The 20878-nt window shown below is 41.6% G+C and carries 9 protein-coding genes and 3 pseudogenes; 3 read left to right on the forward strand and 9 right to left on the reverse strand.

The window, feature by feature from the left end:
• Positions 1-50 precede the first annotated feature (50 nt).
• The 5 genes from CV014_RS14600 to CV014_RS14620 form a co-directional block, all read right to left on the reverse strand.
• Positions 51-5984, reverse strand: coding sequence for an AAA family ATPase (locus tag CV014_RS14600; protein WP_236142703.1), 5934 nt, complete (start codon positions 5982-5984; stop codon positions 51-53).
• Positions 5985-6497: 513 nt separating this feature from the next.
• A complete protein-coding gene (locus tag CV014_RS14605; protein ID WP_236142692.1) occupies positions 6498-8687 on the reverse strand; it encodes a tetratricopeptide repeat protein in 2190 nt (729 codons plus the stop codon).
• A complete protein-coding gene (locus CV014_RS14610; RefSeq protein ID WP_236142693.1) occupies positions 8641-8811 on the reverse strand; it encodes a hypothetical protein in 171 nt (56 codons plus the stop codon). The genes CV014_RS14605 and CV014_RS14610 overlap by 47 nt, the downstream gene beginning before the upstream one ends.
• A 124-nt stretch (positions 8812-8935) precedes the next feature.
• Positions 8936-9712 carry a PP2C family serine/threonine-protein phosphatase gene (locus CV014_RS14615; RefSeq protein ID WP_236142694.1) on the reverse strand — a complete coding sequence of 259 codons (777 nt, stop codon included), beginning with the start codon at positions 9710-9712 and terminating at the stop codon, positions 8936-8938.
• Positions 9713-9976: 264 nt separating this feature from the next.
• Positions 9977-10651 carry a vWA domain-containing protein gene (locus tag CV014_RS14620; protein ID WP_236142695.1) on the reverse strand — a complete coding sequence of 225 codons (675 nt, stop codon included), beginning with the start codon at positions 10649-10651 and terminating at the stop codon, positions 9977-9979.
• A gap of 532 nt (positions 10652-11183) precedes the next feature.
• Between CV014_RS14620 and CV014_RS14625 the strand changes: the two genes are divergently transcribed.
• Both CV014_RS14625 and CV014_RS14630 read left to right on the forward strand, forming a co-directional pair.
• On the forward strand, positions 11184-12575 hold the full coding sequence (locus CV014_RS14625) for a response regulator (protein WP_236142696.1): 1392 nt from the start codon (positions 11184-11186) through the stop codon (positions 12573-12575).
• Between the two features lie 191 nt (positions 12576-12766).
• Entirely contained in the window at positions 12767-14959 is a 2193-nt protein-coding gene (locus tag CV014_RS14630; RefSeq protein WP_236142697.1) for a sensor histidine kinase, read from the forward strand.
• A 229-nt stretch (positions 14960-15188) separates the two neighbouring features.
• Here the strand turns inward: CV014_RS14630 and CV014_RS14635 are convergent, their stop codons facing one another.
• Complete coding sequence (locus CV014_RS14635) at positions 15189-17186, reverse strand: protein-arginine deiminase family protein (RefSeq protein WP_236142698.1); 1998 nt, start codon at positions 17184-17186, stop codon at positions 15189-15191.
• Positions 17187-18117: 931 nt separating this feature from the next.
• On the opposite strand from CV014_RS14635, the pseudogene CV014_RS14640 reads away from it, so the two are divergent.
• Positions 18118-18940: pseudogene (locus CV014_RS14640) on the forward strand (NADPH-dependent oxidoreductase).
• Positions 18941-19014: 74 nt separating this feature from the next.
• Here the strand turns inward: CV014_RS14640 and CV014_RS14645 are convergent.
• The 3 genes and pseudogenes from CV014_RS14645 to CV014_RS14655 form a co-directional block, all read right to left on the reverse strand.
• Positions 19015-19764 (reverse strand): SDR family NAD(P)-dependent oxidoreductase, encoded by a 750-nt coding sequence (locus tag CV014_RS14645; RefSeq protein WP_236142699.1) that lies wholly within the window; start codon positions 19762-19764, stop codon positions 19015-19017.
• A 298-nt stretch (positions 19765-20062) separates the two neighbouring features.
• Positions 20063-20661: pseudogene (locus tag CV014_RS14650) on the reverse strand (thioredoxin family protein).
• 62 nt (positions 20662-20723) lie between these two features.
• Positions 20724-20878: pseudogene (locus tag CV014_RS14655) on the reverse strand (TauD/TfdA family dioxygenase); the annotation flags it as partial.

The raw sequence follows: 20878 nt of genomic DNA on the forward strand, positions 1-20878 counted from the left end.
CTCAGCACTCATTACTCATTACTCATTACTCAGCACTCAGCACTCAGCACTCAGCACTCAGCACTTCCAAGCGTGGAATTACCCGGAATTTGTATTGTGAACTCAGTTCCTTTACCTAACTCAGAATGTACACTTAAGCTACCGCCATGTTTTTCTACGACAATTTGGCGGGCGATCGCTAATCCCAATCCTGTGCCTTTTCCTACAGCTTTGGTAGTGAATAAATGGTCAAATATTTTTTCTTGCACCTCTTGGGTCATGCCTTTGCCATTATCACGGATACGGATATATACTTGGTTTGATATAACTTCAGTACGGATAGTAATTATCTGGGGATTGGCTTCTAGTTCTAGAAAGGATTTAGTTTGCGCCATTTCGTCAAACATATCGATGGCATTGGCCAGGATATTCATAAACACTTGGTTTAACTGCCCAGGGAAGCATTCAATGGTGGGTAAATCGCCAAATTCTTGTATAACTTGAATTGCTGGACGGTGTTCGTTGGCTTTGAGGCGATATTTCAAAATTAACAATGTGCTATCGAGTCCCTCATGGAGATTGGCAGAGATTTTGTATTGGCTATCAGCACGGGAGAAGCTACGGAGGCTATTACTGATCTCTGTGATCCGATTTGTTGCTCCTTTCATCGAATTGAGTAACTTTGGTAAGTCTTCGGAGACAAATTCTAAGTCGATAGCTGTGGCATTATCTTGAATTGCCTTGACTGGTTTGGGATAGTGCTGTTGATAAAGCGTTAAATGTCCTAGTAAATCTTGGACGTAATCTTGGCCATTGGTAATGCTGCCATTGAGGAAACCGATGGGGTTGTTGATTTCATGGGCAACCCCAGCTACCAGATTTCCCAGGGATGCCATTTTTTCGCTTTGTAGCACTTGTAATTGAGTATTTTGCAGTTCGATATCTGCCTGATGGCGTTCAATGGCAATACGGGCAAGATAGGTGGCAACTTCCATGAGTTGGCGATCGTGCAGGGTAAATTCACCAGCAACTGGCTGATACATAGCCAGGGTAGCCAGCACCTGTCCTTCTGCACCTAAAATGGGCGTGGAGGTACAAGCCCGTAAACCAAAGTCTAAGGCGACTTGATAATTAGCCCAAAAGGGGTCGGTAACAATATCTGTGACGGTGACGGATGCTTTGCAATAGGCAGCAGTCCCACAAGAGCCGACCTCTGGGCCAATTTTAATGCCATCAACTAAGGCATTATAGGCTGCTGGCAAACTGGGGGCTGCGCCATAACGTAATCGCCCTTCGGCATCAATCAGCAAAAAGGAACAATAGGCTGGATGGCGAGCATGGCTTTCAATGGATCGAGCAGTTTCTTCCAAAATAGTGTTGAGGGAAACCCTTTGGGCAATCAATGCCAGAATTTTTTGTTGTCCATTCGAAAGTGCTAGGACTTCTGCTAAATCCTGAGACTTTTGTTGAGCATCTTGGAGTGAGTGTTCCAACTGTTGATAGAGTCGGGCATTTTCCAGAGAAATGGCAGCTTGGGTACAGAGGAAATTGAGAATTAAAATTCGCTCTGCGGTAAATACTCCGCAAGTGAGTTGATTATGGAGATATAAAATGCCAGTTAAATGCCCTTGATGGAGTAGGGGGAAACATAGTATGCTTTTGGGCTGCCGTTGTCTGAGATAGTCACCAATCACAGGTAAGGTAGTTTCCATGTTGTCAATCACCACCACTTCTTGGGTGTTTTTGACGTACTGAATCAGCTTGATGGGGACATGAGGATGATTGGCGAGTGGTTCAGCACAGAGTTTTGTTTCATTGGGAGTAGCGATTGCTCGTACTTGCCATTCTCCAGTCTCACTCAGCAACATCAAGGCACAGCGATCTGCGCCTGAGTTTTGCAGAATGATTTGGGTGAGTTGATGTAGGAGTTCATCAAATTGAATCGTGCTAGAAAGTGCTTGTGAGGCTTTGAGGATGGTGGCAAAATCCAGGGAGTAGTTAATTTTGGTACTAATGGAACTCTTGCGGGTGTTGGTATGACCAGAGACAGATGTTGGGGAGATCGTCGCTAGGGTACTCAAAATGTTTGTAGATGTTTGTGCCTGTTGCAAGATGGGACGGAGCAGATCGGGATAACGGGTTTCTAACTCAGCAATTTTGGCTTTCGCTCCCCAATGGGCATAGCAGTAGTAGGCTTCTTGCATATAGCCTGCGGCAATTCTTTCTTTCTCCCATTTCAGATAGAATCTGGCGGCGAGTTCGTTGGCTAGTGCTTCTTCTTGAATGAATCCGTTGTCTTTTGCTCCTTTAATTGCCCGATCATAAAAATCAATTGCTTCTACTCTGTGGTTTTTGACTCGATGTTGTTCGGCAATGACTAAATCTAATTTATGCTGATAGTTCATAGGAGCCGCTTTTGCCCAAGTCGCCATTTCTTTTAGGTCTTGGTCAATGCGTTCTTCGTATTCTTCTTGATAGGATGCCAATCGAGTGAGGGCATCATAAAAACGATAAATGACATTGAGGGGATTCCCAGTTATTCCGCCTAAATACTGTATTGCTGCATCAGCAGATTGAATCGCTACTTCCCAGTTTTCAAACCAGAAAGCGAGCATTAACTTATTAATAAATATATAAGCTAATCCTGCGTGGTCATTCGTGGATTGATAGAAAGACACCATTTTCTTTTCATCGTAAACTTCACCACTAATTAAGCAAGGATCGGACGATTTTCCTAACAGATTCAAAATCGCTTGATGATGAATTTTCTGATAGTTAAGAATCCCACCCTGATTTATTTGTCGCAGAACCTGTTGATAGGAATCCATTTTAGTTTCCAAATCTGATAGGGGTTCACCCATCAAATAAGGGAACATACAGCAGTTCAAAGCAGAGTAACCAGCCGAAGAGGAGTCTCCTGTTTCTAAACCGATGGCATAAGCAGATTGGAATTGCATCAGGCATTCCCGAAAATGTCTTTTCCAATGAGTGATACCGACACCATTCATCAACAACAACCGAGATTTGTCTTCTTCAGCCGCTAATTTTTGACAAATTTCTAGGGAAAGCTGACCAAATTCATAACCTGCTTCATAGTCATGCAAAATTGCACAATGTAGTAATCCATAGGCAGTAAAAAAGAGAGCGGATGCAGGCGATATTCCTTGACGTACAGAGGATTCTACCCCCTGATATACAATTAATGGATATAGGTGAGGCGCAAAGAAATAAGCCGGTGTGCCTACCTGAAACAGAAAACGCATAACAGCGATCGCCAATGGGTCAGTTTCTAGGGGAAGGTCAATTAATTCCCTGGAGGTGCGATCGCCAATGGTTTGCCTAGTCCGCGTCAGGGCGATCGCATAATCTTCTAAAGACGGTGTTTGAGGGAAGGTAAGGCCAAACTGACTCAGAAATTCCAACCCCAATCTCAAAGACTCTTCTAATTTGCCTTGGGCAACAAGAGCTTCTAACTGAAGCTCACGCACTCTGACTAAATCTAAATTATTTCTAGCCCACTTTTGTAACTCCAAGACCAGTCGTTCCATTTCGGCGAAGTCACCTTGTACATATGTGGCTTCGATCATTTGGGTGTAGAAGTCTACGGCCAGGGAGTAATCTTGCTGCCAAATTTCGGAGCTTAATAGTGATAATGCTGTTTGAAAATAGTTCATCGCCGAACTGTAAGCCGCAGATTTCTTTGCTTGTTTTCCAGCGATAATATTAAGTCGGGCTAACTCGAAGATAGCATGGGGTTCTACGATCTCTAATCGACCGATATTTAACTGATTAACAATTTCAAAAACGGTAATGTGGTTATTTTCGTCTTTTTGTGCCTTTAAGAATAAATTGCCAATCTGGAAATGAGTTTGAGATTTCTCCTGTTCTGGAATCAGAGAATAAGCAGCTTGTTGGACGCGATCGTGGAGAAAGCGATAATTGCAGTTTTCCTGTTGAGTGTGGGGTGTTGCTTGAGTTTCTGACAAATAAAATTTATACAAATCCCTTTGGGGGAGAATCAACCCCGCCTGTAATGCTTGCCACAATTTTGTAGCTACCTCGGCCTGGGATTGCTGAGAAACGATCGCCAATGTATTTAAATCAAACTGCCCGCCCATACAAGCCGCCAGTTTTAAAATCTCTTGGGTAGCGGTTGGTAGCTTTTGCAACTGCTGCACCATTAACGCGACCACATCATCAGTTAAAGCCGCATCTTGCACCTGCACAATATCACACTGCCAATACCCCGCATTCGCGTCAAAGTGAATTAACCGGTCTTGATGTAACGCCTTCAAAAACTGGGTCGCAAAGAAGGGATTCCCCTGGGTTTTCTGCATCACCAGGTGTGTCAGTGGTTGCACTAGGAATGTGGCAGCATGAAGGGTATCGGCAATCAGATGATTGAGACTAGTAAAATTTAGGGGTTTTAGGGTAATGGTATTGATTTTTGCCCCAGCTTTCTCCATTCCACTCAGAGTCAACATCAACGGGTGGGCGGCAAACACCTCATTATCCCGATATGCCCCTAACAGCAACAAACAGCCCGTTTGTGACTCAGACATTAACACCCGAATCAAATGCAACGAAGCGGAATCTGCCCATTGCAAATCATCGACAAACATCACTAAAGGGTGTGCAGGGGCGGTAAAGACTTGAATAAACCTGTGAAACAACAAATTAAACCGATTTTGGGCGGCGGTTCCTGATAGTTCCGGTGCTGGTGGTTGGGTGCCAATAATCCGTTCGAGTTCGGGAATCAGTTCTACAATCACTTGGGCATTTTCTCCCAGGGCTGCGAGAATCTGGGTTTTCCAGTGTTGCAATTGGCGATCGCTTTCACTCAACAGTTGCCCAACTAAGTCTCGAAAGCCTTGCACAAAGGCAGAGAAGGGAATGTTGCGATTAAATTGGTCAAATTTACCTTTGATGAAGTAACCCCGTTGTTTGACAATTGGCTTATGTACTTCATTGACAACGGCTGTTTTACCAATGCCGGAAAACCCCGCCACCAGCATCATTTCTGATCTGCCTTGGGCTACCCGTGCAAAAGCGTCTAGTAGGGTTTGGACTGCGGTTTCTCTACCGTAGAGTTTTTCGGGGATAAGGAAGCGATCGCATAAATCCCTTTTTCCCAACTCAAAGGCGGTAATTGTCCCTGTTTTTTTCCACTGGCTGCAACATTCTGCTAAATCATGCTTGAGTCCCAAGGCACTTTGATAACGGTCTTCGGCATTTTTAGCCATGAGTTTGGCGACAATTGCCCCCAGCATTTCCGGTATATCAGTATTTACTACATGGACAGGTGTGACAATTTTAGCAATGTGACAATGCACTAATTCTAAGGGGTCATCGGTAAGAAAGGGTAAGCGACCTGTGAGTAGTTGATACAGGGTGACACCCAGGGCATAAAAGTCACTGCGATAATCGATACCGCGATTCATGCGTCCGGTTTGTTCGGGGGCGAGATAGGCTAGAGTGCCTTCTAGGGTGTTGGGGTTTTGAATCTCCTGGGTTTCTTTGGGCAGTAGGGAGGCTATGCTTAGGTCTATGAGTTTAATTTGTTTTGATTGTGGATGAATGAGGATGTTGGCGGGTTTAATGTCTTTGTGGATGACTCGATGTAGGTGTAGTTGGTGGAGAATATCTGCCAATTGGATGGCTATGGCTAAAATGTCTGCTAGGTCTAAGTAATGTTGCTGGATATATGTTTCTAGGGAGATCCCACCCCAGTCTGCCATGATCAGGGCGTAGCTATTGCCATAGGGTTCTAGACTTAGGGGTGGGATGATGCCTGTGATGGGCAGATTTTTGGCGATCGCATATTGATTGCGAAATTGTACCAATTCGCCAAATGTGGGATATTCTTGTTGTAGCACCTTAATTACAACTGGTAATTTCTGACTTTCACGTACTGCTCGATACACGGCAGTACGTGAACCCCGGTAAATTTGTTCTGTGATGGTGTAGCCAGAAATTTCCGGGACTTTTGGTGCTGGTGGTGTCATAAGCTCAATGACTGATAATTGCTTGGGCAAATTATTACTATTATTACAATGCCCAAATGTGTCAATAACTTAACAATTTTGGTTCTATTTCCTCAATTTATCATCACCAATTCAGATACCCAACTTTTTGAAAAAGTCGGGTATCTATACCTATCATAATTTGTTTAGCAGACTAATAACAACCAGTGTTATACCAATTCACAATTCGCAATTCGCAATTCGCAATTCGCAATTCGCAATTGATAAATCCTGACTTGACAAGGTTTTCTGGGTTTCGATCTGTATCAGAATTTTAGTGAATTGGTATTACACCAATTCTCAAAAATTAAGCAACATACACAAACAAAGCTTGCAACCCAGATGACATCTGAACTTCTTAATTGCGTAAAGCCTGCGGCATAGCTGCGCTGAGAGCGTAGCGGGACGTTCGCGTTAGCGTCTCAAAGAGAAGTCCATTGCGTTAGCGGAAGCGGGGCGTTTAGCCCATTGCGAACTGCGAACTGCGAATTGGTATTACTGCCTAGTGCTGATGTATCCCAACATAGCAGAACCTTGGAATAAAGCATTACATTTGCTTTCTTCGACAATACAGATACTACTGAGGGCTTGTTGATAAACTTCTGTATCTTCTTGTTCTAAAGAAAGTTGGGCGGCTAGTTGTAAATCTTCGATGGCTTTGGTGTGTTGGGGATCAGATTTATTACCTGTTAGTTGCACAATTTCGTAGCGCACCATGCCCCGTTTTAGGTAAACTTTGGCGAGTTTGTCGTTAATTTTTAAGGCTTGGTCAAAGTCAGCGATCGCCTGTTGGTATTGTTGCACAGAGTTGTTACTGTATTGGGCGATTTGATAGCGGACAGAACCACGTTGAAAGTAAGCTTCGGATTTAGCGGCGTTGAGTTTCAAGGCTTGGTCAAAATCTGCGATCGCTTCTTGATATTCTTGGAGCGTGTCGCTACTGTATTTAGCAATTTGGGAGTAAACAATCCCCCTTCTGATATAGGCTTCGGCTTCTTTGTTGTTGAGAATCAAAGCTTGGTTAAAATCTGCGATCGCCAGTTTATATTCCTTATCTGGGTCGTTGCTATATTCTGCCATCATATAGCGCGCATTGCCTCGATTGACAAAGGCTTTAATTTCCTGGGGATTCAGTTGTAGTGCGGCACTGTAGTCTGCTAGCGCGCCTTCGTAGTCTTTGAGATTGTAACGAGCATTACCCCGATTCACGTAGGCTTTGCTATTGTTGGGTTCTTTTTGGATGGCTTGGGTAAAGTTGTCTGCCGCCTGTTTATAGTCTCGCACTTGGTAAGCTGCATGACCTTGCTGGTAATAATCAGCAAAACTTAAGGTAGGAGGATTAACATTAGGCTGTGTAATTAAGCTTTGCTGGGCATAATGATTCCGCGACACCAAAGGACGAGTTAATTTCATCATCACATCTAAGTATCCCAATACCCCAAAACCCAACAAGCAACAGACTACGGGATATAGTCGCTTTCTCAGACGACGGCGTTTTGGTGCAGCACTAGGGTTAGTGGATGGCCAGTTGCTTTGGTATAAAGGCATGACTGGCAATGGTAAACCAATAGGTTGAGTCGGTGGAGAGTAGCGTCTTTTTTTGGTGGTGGTACGGGGACGTAAATGTTCTTTTCTTTCTATCGCCTGCACGGAGGGGAAAGGATCTCTACCACCCAAGCGGACTGCCCGTTCACACCAAGGACAACTATGTAGGTGATTGCTGTAGCGATGCTGATGATTCGCGCTACAAACAGTCAAAGAATCTTCCGCTTCTGCGAGGGCAGATAACCAAGCTTGAGCCGTAGGACGCTGTTGGGGGGCGTAATGTCCATCCTCAAAGCACTGCACAAACAGTTGTTGCAATCGAGGATGCAGAATTTCCCAAGGTGGGGCAATAGGTGTAGGCAGATAAGGGACTTTGCGCTGTTGACTGTAAGTGAAATGTCCAGCCGCAATTCTGGCTTCGTAGGGTGGTGGTTCAGCAACGCCTTGGTAAATCCCAGAGAAAGGATGTGTACCTTCCATTAATAATTGGAAGATTAACACTCCTAAGCCAAAGACATCATGACTCAAATCGCGATCGTGGTGAGCAAAGATTTTATTCTGTAACTCTGGGGGTGTAAATTCCGGTTTACCCACCGGACACCGATACACCATATCGTTTTCTGAGTCACGCACTTGGAAAGAATCTGTATCTACCAAGGTGACTAAGGCTGTGTCACTGACGAGAATATTCGACTCATTGACATCGCCCACACAGTAACCACTATTATGTAAAGCGGCAAAAGCCGCCGCTAAATTGCGCGCCGTCCGCAGCAAATACTGATAATTAAACAACGGACAATGTTGGCGGCGAGTTCTGGGGTTGTAAAAGTCAATGATGGGACGCATTCCCCGAATGCGGGGCATTAAAAATCCCACAATGCTTTTACTGTCATCTGTCCCCCACAATAATTCCTGTGGCCAGGCAATGGAAATATGCCCCAGATTTGCCGTTGGGTTTTCCGGTGGGTTAGTCAGCATCGCCCGTAGTTTATGGGCATGAGCGACTGTTGATTTGTGATAAACCTTAGCGACTAAATCACCTGCGGATGGTACAGCATAAATACAAGCTTCACCACCGCGCCCCAAACTGACGCTAAGACTGAGAATTTCTTCCTGGGGAAGATAACGTAGTACCTTCATGATCAATCACGGTTAAGGGTTTATTGGGCATGGGGCATTGGGCATGGGGCATGGGGCATTGTTTCTGTTTTCCTACTCTCCCTACCCAATTCGCAATTCGCAATTCGCAATTCGCAATTCGCAATTGATATTCTGATACTCAGAAGTTCTTAATTTTGAATTTTGCGGAAAGTTGCGTGCGGGGGTTTCCCCCGTTGAGCAAACTTTCCAAGACGAATTTTGAATTTTGAATTGATTCGCCCCTTGCCTCACAAAAGGGCAGCTAAAATCAGGGTTAAGTCGTCATCAGTACGTTGGGTAATGCGCTCAGAGCCTAAAAACTTCACTAACTGTTCTTTTGCTTCCGTTCTATCTTCTGTTTTTTCCACAAAATCGAATAAAGGGAAAAAGAACGGTTTGTGAGGTTCGCCAACCACCATATTCAAAGCCAGCATTTGTAGTCCATCGGTGAGGACTCCAATATTTACTATGGCTTCGCGCCACACTCTCATTTGCGCTGTCTCTAAAGCACCTGGTGAAGTCAAAAAAGTCGTTTCGTTAATATATTCGCCATTATTGGGGATGGTGAGGGCTAGTAAGTTGCCCATGCGATCCTTTGCTACTGCTAAACCATCACCAATTTGTACGACTGCGACCATTTCTGGGGAGGCGATCGCAATAATTAAGGTAGTTGCTAAATCCTGGGGCTGTTTTTGACAAGCCGCCGCTTCATCTTCCACAGCTTTTTTCGCGGCTAGTAAGGCATCAGTTAACAGCCATTGCACTGTTTCATCTTCAGCTAAGGAGTCTTTAGTTATATTTTTCAGCGAAAGGTTTTCTATGGCTGTTTCTACAGCTACCATCGCACCGACTTTCCCTTGGCTGGCAGAACCCGCACCATCTGCGGCGGCTGCTACTAACACGTTATCAGGCAATAGTTGCCAGTGGTGGGCATCCTGACACAGCTGCTTATTTTTGAGGTGGCTTGTACCACAGACAGAGGCGGCGACTACCTGCCAATGAGGGTTCTGTTTTGATGTTTTCATATATTTGTTCTGTCAGCTAGCTGTGAAAGTGTCAAGCCGCAATCTAGCTAGAAAGGGGGTAGGGGTTTAGGGGGTGTAAGGGTGTAAGGGTGTAAGGGTGTAGGGGTATAGGGGTGTGAGGGTATGAGGGTGTAAGGGTAAAAAGATTTTCATGTTTGATGATCAAGCATTATTTCTTTTTACTTTTGCCTTTTACCTTTTGCCTTTTGCCTTTTACCTTTTACCTTTTACCTTTTGCCTTGTGACTTTTACCTTTTGACTTTTCTAGATAGAACCCCAGCCAATTGGCGGTAGTGCGATTTGCTCATCTATCTGTGAGTGGGAAACTGCCGACATACTAGCCGATAACCAGACAAACATCTCAATAAAGTTCAGTCCTTTGAGTTTTAAGGGTGTGCGGACAGCGATTTGATTGAGGCGCATCATATTCGCGTTTTCTACACCCACGCTAAAAAAGGCTACGCGTTTATTTGCTTCATCTCCTTGCAAACGAATTGCCGCTTGCTCAACTAAATGATCTAGTTCCCCTTGTGGCTCTCCATCGGTAATCATAAATACCCACGGGCGATAATAGGCAATACCATGAGCGCGATACAAAGATTTACGCTCTTGCACCATATCTAAGGCTTTATGAATACCCGCACCCATACTAGTTAATCCTTGGGCTGTCAAAATCGGCGGATTAAATTGATCTGCGGTGACAAAATCTTGCACTACATTGATATGACTATCAAAGGTGACGATCGCAATTTCTACTCGTCTGGCTGCTATGGAATTTTTGATTAATTCATCTTTCAAACTCAGCAAGCCCTGGTTAAGAGCTTCTATGGCATGACCTTGCATTGAACCAGATGTATCAAGTAACAATACACAAGGACAACGTGGTTCTGGATTCTCTGCAAATTCTACTACTTCATCTAGGGTTAATGTATCACTCATAACGTTTTGTGTTATGTTATAGTCCAAAGCTCTATTTTCCTTTTTTCAAAGTATATATTTTCCACAGTGGAAGCCAAAAATATTCATGGTAGATGTTTGATGGTAGCTGATCTAATCTTCATTCAACAAAGCATTCGCACCGCAATTTCTACATCTTTAATGAAATCTTAATCAGGATGTAGATAAAATAGTGAATGGTTCACATTGGAGACATTAATCTATCTACCGAAATTTATATAGAGCAAACATAGAATATAATAAATATTTCCCATTTGCCTACATGAATTTTTAAAGATTTTGTGTGGGATTTTTATTTTTCTATATAGAAATAAAATTTTTTAAATATATCCATCAGCATGACAAAACACTCGTTGTAGCTAAGATAACTTCAAAACAAGAATAGTCAAGACAGTGAGCATTTTTACAAACTATTACTAATTACTCAGACAAAAACTTAGAAAATTTCCCTCCTATTCCCCATTCCCCATTCCCCATTCCCCATTCCCTATTCCTTGTTTGTTCCCTATTGAATATGAATCATTCTGGTACATTTACCACACTACGTCCTCAGAGTTTATTAAGACAACTAGCGAGTTGTTTAGACACCACTTGTTTACAAGTTGTCAGTAACTTTGTTACTTGGTCAATTTATCTAGAAAATGGCACAATCACCTATGCTACTCATACAGTAGAACCCTTTGACAAATTAGAACGTCATTTGCGTCGCCTCAGTCAACAATTTCCTTTAGTCACTCCACAGGTACGTGTTCAGTTACGCTTGCTATTTGAAACTGATTTATACAAACAAATTAATGAGCAGCAAGATACTGATATCATTCAGCCACAAGATTATCAAGCAATTCAATGGCTGATTAACCAGAAATATTTAGATCAGCAACAGGCTACAGTATTAATTCAGGAATTAGTCAAAGAAGTTATCGAGTCATTTTTGCTCATTAATACTGGTAATTATGAATTAAGTGACTCATCACAAAAGTTACCTGTAATTTGTCGTTTAGATACCACAAGAGTCATAGAACGTTGTCAAAAGAGATTGCAAAATTGGCAGACTTATTTACCCAAATTTACTTCTCATTATCAGCGTCCCTATTTGTTGCTAAGTCACACAATCCCTGGTAAAAGTTCTCCCGAATTACAACCCCAATTAACTTACTGGATGAAGGGTTTTAGTCTGCGTCATCTTGCTGTGATTATGAATCAAGATGAAATGCAACTAGCACAATATTTATACCCTTACATCATTGCAGGGGAGATTATTTTACATGAACCAGATCCACCATTTGATCAGTTACCCAAGATGGTGACAGAATTACCAGAAACTCCTGAATATACAACAGCATTGTTAGAGAAAAAGTTAGTTGAGACAGTTGTAGAACTCAGTAGCAATGCTACGCCTATCACCCCGATTGTAGAGATCGAAAATGTTGCTATTGTCAAGCGATCGCAGATTTCCACTGCTACAACAGCAACCAACAAAGAACTAAATAACACGAACTCTTCTCCTGAAAGAGTAATTCCCGCTACCGTTACTCCAGAAAAACTCTACAAAATCGTATCTGTAGATGACAGTCCCACAATTTTAAAAGAAATTAGTTATTTTTTAGAGACGGAAAACTTCACTGTCATTACCATTAGTGACCCCTTAAAAGCGGCGATGTCAATTATTAGGCACAAACCAGACTTAATTTTATTAGATTTGAATATGGCAGGAATTGATGGTTATGAACTGTGCAGAATTATCCGTAATAATTCGATGTTTAAAAATACGCCGATTATTTTTGTGACAGGCTATAAAGGCATAGTAGATAAAGTCAAAGCTAGATTGGTAGGTGCGTCAGGATATCTAACTAAACCATTCACCCGTGCGGAATTGTTGAAAATGGTGTTTATGCACTTGACGTAATGGAAGTTGAGTGTTGAGCAAGTATGGTATTGCAGTTAAACACTTAAACCCTTAAACTCCTACATCTTTAGATCCGTTTTGAATTTTGCATTCTGTAACTGGGAATACTAACCATGTAGCTATCAAGCTTTGCTGATGGTTTTGAATTGCCTGTATTTGGGAATTGGCAAAGATTCCAAATGGAAACAGAGATGAAAAAGTATAAACTCAGAAAATTTACAGCCTTCCCACTACAGATGGTGCTGATTGTTCCGTTTGTGCTGCAAATTTTCGGTGCAGTGAGTTTAGTAGGCTACTTGTCCTTTAAAAATGGACGAAAAGAAGTGCAGGAATTGGTTAATAAATTGATGGATCGAACCAATGATATGGTTGAGCAACACCTTAACTCTTATCTGGCTATTCCCCACAAGATTAACCAAATTAATGCTGATGCGATCGCAATGGGATTATTGGATGTGCGCGATCGCAAAACTCTCGGCAAGCATTTTTGGAAACTGATGCAAGTCTATGACCTAACCTACATCGGCACTGGACTGACAACAGGTGAAGGCGCAGGTGCGGCTCGTTACGATGGCAAAACAGTAACGATTGATGATTGGGGAGCTAAGTTACCAAATAACGCCAAAAACTATGCTACTGATGACCAAGGCAATCGCACTCGCGTCAATAGCACCTACGACTACAATAACTTTCATGAAAGTTGGTACACAGAACCAATCAAAGCAGGTAAACCTATTTGGTCACGGATCTACATTTGGAATAGTAATCAGGAATCTTATATTACAGCAAGTACAGGTCGTCCCATATATGATGCTCAAAACCGATTGCTGGGAATGGTTGGTTCTGATATTCATCTGTTGAAACTGAGTGAATTTTTACGGCGGTTGGATGTTAGCCGCTCAGGACAAGTTTTCATTATGGAACGCAATGGGATGTTGATTGCCAATTCCAGCACTGAGCAACCATTCACTATAGTTAATCAGAAGATTCAACGCTTGCAAGCTACTGACAGCCCAGATCCCGCAGTCAAAGAAATTGCCAAACAGATTCAACAACGAGTACATGGGTTGGAGTCAATTACTGCGCCTCGGAAATTAGAACTCAAATTGCGGGGAGAACGTCATTTTGTCTATGTTACCCCCTGGCATGATCAATATGGATTAGATTGGCTGGTGGTGGTAAGTTTACCAGAAAAAGCTTTTATGGCTAACATCAATGCCAATAAACAAACTACGATCTCGCTTTGCTTAGGGGCATTAGGTACAGCAACTATCATCGGTTATCTCACATCCATCTGGATTACCCGCCCGATTTTGCGAATCAAATTGGCAAGTCAGGCGATCGCATCAGGTAAATTAGACCAAACAGTTGATCACAGTAATATTCAAGAACTTAACATCCTTGCCCAATCTTTTAATTATATGGCAGGGCAATTAAATGAACTTTTTACTGCCATTGAAGCTAGTAACACAGAACTAGAAGACAGGGTAGAAGAACGTACTATTGAACTCAAAACAACTTTAAGTGAGTTACAACGCACCCAAGCCCAGGTAATTCAAAGCGAAAAAATGTCCAGTTTGGGACAGTTAGTGGCAGGTGTCGCCCATGAAATTAATAATCCAGTGAACTTTATTCATGGCAATATTACTCACCTTCATGAGTACACTCAAGATTTGCTGAGGATGATTCACCTGTACCAAGAACGTCATCCTGATGATGACCCAGAAATAAACGCTCTAGCTGAAGAAATTGATTTAGAATTTTTGACCGACGATTTGCAGAAGATGTTATCTTCTATGAAAATGGGAACTGATCGCATCCGTAGCATTGTCCTCTCATTGCGGAATTTTTCGCGTATGGATGAGGCAGAATTTAAAGCAGTGAACATTCATGAAGGAATCGAAAGTACGCTGTTAATTCTGCAACACCGTCTAAAAAATCAACCAGAATTGCCAGCAATTGAAGTCATCCGTGACTATGGCAATCTACCACTAGTAGAATGCTATCCTGGACAACTGAATCAAGTGTTCATGAATATTTTGGTCAACGCCATCGATGCCTTAGATGAAGTCAACCTCAAGCACACTCATGAGGAAAAAAAGGCTAATCCCAGTCAAATTACTATCCGTACATCTGCTAACGATCATCAATGGGTAGAAATTGCGATCGCTGATAATGGGACAGGAATACCTGAACCATTGAAAAACCGCATTTTTGACCCCTTCTTTACCACCAAACCCATAGGTAAAGGTACGGGAATGGGTATGGCTATCAGCTACCAAATCATTACCGAAAAGCATGGTGGCAAATTAGAGTGCTTCTCAAAACTAGGCACAGGCACAGAGTTGATCATTCAAATACCAATCAAACAGAATGGGCATTAGAATAGGGTGTTGACTCTGCGCTCACACCATTTCACGAAAAATCTGATACAGATTTAAACCTTGAAAATCTTGCTGCATCTAGGTTTTTTAATTGCGTTAGCGTAGCGGGACGTTAGTCCATTGCGTTAGCGGAAGCGGGGCGTTTAGCCCATTGCGAATTGCGAATTGCGAATTGCGAATTGCGAATTGCGAATTGCGAATTGGTATCACACCCCATTCTCCCTTTGTTTCAAGGCAAAAATGTAGGCTCAATCTCCCACCATTTTTGGGCAAAAGGTTGGCGACGTGTATTAGTTCCGCAATGAATTTCACCTCGTTTGCGGAAGTAGGGTTCCCAATCATCGATGAAGTGACAAACTAAACCCAACGGTTCTAAAACTTGTCGTACATAAGCCTCAAATTGACATTGATGATCCAACTTCGGCCCGAATGGTTTGGGAATACCAAGGTGCTGATTGAGGACAATCATGTTAACCATGTTTGGTAAAAAAGTTTCGGCTCTACCCTTGCCATCATCTCTAAATAAAGCAGGTAGTTCAATAATATCTTCGTCGCTTAATTCTAATTCTTGTTTGAGGATTTCTCGATTCCAATGAATGTGTTCTTGATATGTTTGATTTTGGTTGGTTAAATCTTGATTATCGAGAATATCTGCAATAGTAATATCGGCTGGTTTTCTGTCGAGTTTTTTGCCTTCTCTTAAGAATAATTGACCATGACCTTGCTCTCGCAGATGCTTGATAATGTTATAAGCTTGGTTGGGACTGGCTAATAGTAATTTAAATCCTTTATCGGTAGGTGCGGGGACAAAGGTCATAAACTCATCAATATGTCCTACACTTAGCCAGTCTGAAAAGATTTCTAGGGGTGCTTGAATTTTTTGAGCATAGAGAAAATCTCGCAATACTCTTAACATCCGCCGTGGTTCGGGGATAATATCCTTGCGAGTCCCACCGAAAATCAAGCGCCCCAAGGGATAGTGAACACCTTTAACTGTCACTGGCGGAGAAACTTCTAAATTCCCAAAAGAGTCTAATTTTGTGGCTAAATAGCGACTTTTACGGGTGAGATAACCAAAGTCAATCCCTAATAGTCTGCGTTTGGGAAATTCTGCGAGTCCGCGATCGCGTGGGGAATCAAAGACGACAGGAAGTAGATGTCCTGGGGCTTGAGTGTAACCAATTTCAATCTCGTCTTGCACCCAGGGATCATCTTGATGAAACTCATAGGGGATAATATCAAGTTGAGCGTTGGCTTGAGCAACAACTTTTCTCAGTTCATCAATAAATTCTTTGTTCTCGCCAGTAGATAACCGCGAAACAAAGACTGTAATTGGCGATAAAGTATTAGGAGTCATGATCCAAGGTGCAACTCGAAATACTACGCGATCGCTATACACAGATTTACCATCTTTGACCAGACTTAAACTAATTTCAACTAAGCCGTCAAAATCAAAATCAGGATAACTCAACCCTTCAATCGCTAAAATAATATCCCGATCAGTATCCCTGATTCTCGCTCTAGAAATACCAGGGCCAATTAACTCATAACCGTCTCGATCTAATTCGTCATAAATGCGAATGCGCTGGGTAGTGTCTTTACTAACTGATAACTCTAGTTCATATCCAGCCGGTAAATTTCTCAGCCCAGCTTTACGCACAATCATGAAGCTAAAATCTTTCAGGTCAAGTAGTCCTTGAATTAAACTCGCTTCGTTATCACTCCGACCATCAGAATAAACGATATCGCGATCGCTATTCACTAATAAAACTGCACCATGGCCATTACTTCCCCATTCCCAATCACTTTTATGGGGGTTGTTAGCTTCAATAATCCCGTCTCTATCAGCATCAACATCAAGACAAACTTGCACTGCCGTCAAATCAATCCGCAATTGTTTGAGCAGACTACCATGATCATCTTGAAAAGTAATTTGTAAACTCCGGTCTGCAATTTGATCACTAAATGTTCTAGCTAGCAGATAAATTTGCGGAATTTGTGTGAGAAACAAGGGAGTTTGTGTAGCAATTACTTGGTGATGATCACCCAATAATTCTATTTCTCCTGTTGTTTTAAAAATCACGACTGTACTTTGTGGTGGAGCTAGCGTTTTTAAAGAAATTTGCACTAGTCTACCAACTACAAGTACATCTTCATAGTTACCACTACGTTTTCTATTACTCAAGCGATGCTCATCTAAGGCTGCCAATTCTAGTAATTCAGTCATAAGATTAATTGAGTTTATCTTGCTATAGAACAGACTTCAACTAACTAAACCACCTTAATCGCTTTGAAATGATTTTGAGAATTTGTTGATTTTTTTTAGAAAAACGAAATATTGCTAAATTTACTTATGTTGTCTCACTGATTCTATACTAATTTCAAAAATTGATAACAATTTGATTAATAAATTTTTCTGATACAAGTAGCCATCATGAACCGCGTATACAAGAAGACATGAAAAAGTCTTTCCCTCACACCCCTTTTTCAATTCAGATATACTACTTATCCCTATTTATGATCACGAACAATCCACAATAATTTTTAATATACTTAATTTAATTTATACACTCTATTTGGAGTGACGCACTTTTGGGAAAAACCCTATCTTTCTCAATCAGCACCTTGTTCTTATATTTAAATGTAGCCGGAAAAGCCTATTTACTAAAGTCTTGATAGAATGCTATAGCGTTTCCTAGTCTACTGAAGTACAAATTTATCCGCTTACCCTGCGGGAAGCAAGCTATATCTGTGTTCATCTGCGTTTAATTATTGTCCTTTGTACGTCACTAGGGTAAAAAAGGCTATAATATCCTAATTAAATAATTAAATACGCTAAGTCTACTGATTTATAGTAGATTTTAATGTATTATCAACTTAGCTAACACAGCATTAGGACTAATCAGCTTAATATTTTACATAGTCAAGTGTAAAAATCTATGTTGGAATTTTTATTTCAGCACACGATGATCTATTGGCGAAAACCGTTAACTAAGAGATTTGCCAGTCAAAATTATTTACTATCAATTCCTTCTATAAAATTGCTGGGAGTGTTTATTAGTGGTTTAATATTCAGTTTTTTATTTACCGTTAAAGAATCGATGTTAATACCTGAGCAATAGGCCGCTTTTTCACCTAAAATCTAATAATTTGTAATTATGACTAATCCTACTGATTTGCTTCATCGTCGCTATGGTGTAGACGCATTTAATGCAGATATTCCTTGGAACCAGACAATATCTAATTTGCTCTCTCACCGTTCCATTCGCGCTTACCTGAATGATCCTCTACCAACAAACACTCTGGAAACTTTGATAGCATCTGCACAATCAGCATCTACTTCCTCTAATCTCCAGACGTGGAGTGTAGTTGCTGTTCAAGATACGACACGCAAGGAGAAGTTATCACAGTTGGCGAATAACCAAGCACATATTCGCCAGTGTCCTTTATTTTTGGTGTGGTTAGCAGATTTGGCAAGATTAACACACATTGCTGAAAACCAAGGATTACCCCATGAAGGTTTGAATTACCTGGAAATGTTCTTGATGGCGGCTATTGATGCTACATTAGCAGCACAAAATGCGGCGATCGCTGCTGAATCTTTGGGTTTGGGAACAGTCTACATTGGTGCATTACGTAATCGTCCAGAAGCAGTAGCAGAGGTTTTGAATTTACCACCCCATGTTGTTGCGGTGTTTGGGTTGTGTGTGGGTTATGCAGATTCATCTATTAATGTAGAAGTGAAACCACGTTTACCCCAAGCGGCCGGTATTACATCGGGAGACTTATCAGTTAGAAACACAAAAACAGGAAATTGAACTGTATAACCAAATCATGAAACAATTTTACAGTTCTCAACAGATGAATGTTGGTGGTGATTGGTCAGAACATTCAGCTAAACGCATAGCATTTCCTGAATCTCTATCGGGACGCGATCGCCTGCGAGAAGCCTTGAACAATCTGGGGTTTGAATTGCTTTAACAAAGTCCTAATTGTGGGATGAATTTAAACACAAATCATCCCACTCAGAAATAACACCGAATTTTGAATTGATCTTACCGTTCTTGCTGAGTCGGTCGAATCAGAATTTCATTCACATTCACATGGGGTGGCTGAGTTACTGCATAGGCGATCGCATTGGCGATATCTTCACTTTGCAGTGGTGTAATAGCTTTTAATCGTTCTTCAACATTTTTCTTCGCTACAGGATCGGTGACATGATTATTGATTTCCGTCTCCACCAAACCAGGCTCAATCACCGTGACACGGATGTTATCTTTTAACACTTCCTGACGTAATGCTTCGGAGATAGCATTAACTCCCCATTTAGTGGCGTTATATATCCCAACACCTGCGCGAGCTATGCGACCAGCTACTGATGAGATATTGACGATGTGACCACTACCTTGAGCTTGGAAGATGGGTAGAACAGCATGAGTAGTATAAAGCACACCAAAAACATTAACATCAAACATTCGCCGCCAGTCGGCAGTGTTACCGCCAGCAATATTACCAGTTAACGCCACACCTGCATTGTTAACTAGAATATCTACTCGTCCTAACTCTGCATTTGTCTTGTGGATGAGGTTGTTAGCTTGGGTTTCGTCTGTAACGTCAGTCACAATAGGTAAGGCTTCACCACCATTTTCAGTGATGCGTTTTGCTAATGCAGCCAAGCGATCGCCTCTTCTGGCTGCAATCACTACTTTTGCTCCTTCTGCGGCTAAAGCGATCGCTGTAGCTTCTCCAATTCCCGAAGAAGCTCCAGTAACAATAGCTATCTTGTTCTCTAGTTTACCTGTCATAATTTACTCCTGAATCATCTACAAATGCCATACTTTAGGAGGATTAATTTTATTTTTTAAACCTATAAATTTGTGCTTATCTTAATTATTGTTATTAGCTAATTTACTTGCTTCACCATAAGAAATTAGGAGAAATATTACAATTAAATTTGATGAATTTAAGTATCAGAAATTAAGATTTTGTCTAGCAATAAAAAATATAGGCATATTTCTCAATATACCTATATTTATTTACAGATGAGGAAGGTGGAGACTAGAGAAACATTCTGATTCAGCAACAGTAAATAGCATGAATTTCTCAAACTGCGATCGCTGTATTTTGGAAATATACAGGTTCATTTCCTGGCTTCCATTTAATGTTACAACCAATGCTGGGTTTCTGCTCTCGGTCTACATCTCGACCAGCTAAAACAGATGCGATCGCACCCCGCAAATCTTTGCCAGTTACAGGGATACCATTTTGTGGACGGCTATCGTCTAACTGTCCACGATAGACAAGTTTGCGGTTTTCATCAAACAAAAAGAAGTCAGGAGTACAAGCAGCAAAAAAATCTTTAGCCGTCTTTTGTGTCTCGTCAAATAGCAGAGGATAATTTAAATCTAATTCCTGTGCAAAAACTTTTAAAAATTCCGGTGCATCATCGGGATGATTATTCACATCATTAGCACTAATCGCCACTATTCCCAGGTTACTTTGTGCATAGTCCTTACCTAGTTGAGCTAATTCCAACTTAATATGTTGTACAAAAGGACAATGACGACTTAAAAATATAACTAACAAGGCCTTTTGTGAGCGAAATCTGAGAGACTAACTATCTTACTAGAAACCACATCCGGTAAATAAAAATTAGGTGCTAAAGTACCCAAAGGTAACATTGTCGAAACAGTTCTTACCATAAAACATCAATCCTTGCTTAAATCCTGAAACTTTGCGTACCTCTGCATTCCTAAAACAGAACTTAAACAGCTACAGCTAGACGCTTGTTATAAGCCGAAGCATCTCCTTTGATAGCCTGACTCTGTTTACCATCAATACCAACTGGAATATCACCCACAATAGTGACTCTCTGCACACGACGAGCTTGATTACCATAATCGGCTATAGCATAGTGTT

The sequence above is a fragment of the Nostoc sp. CMAA1605 genome, from assembly GCF_021596505.1.
Lineage (GTDB): Bacteria > Cyanobacteriota > Cyanobacteriia > Cyanobacteriales > Nostocaceae > Trichormus.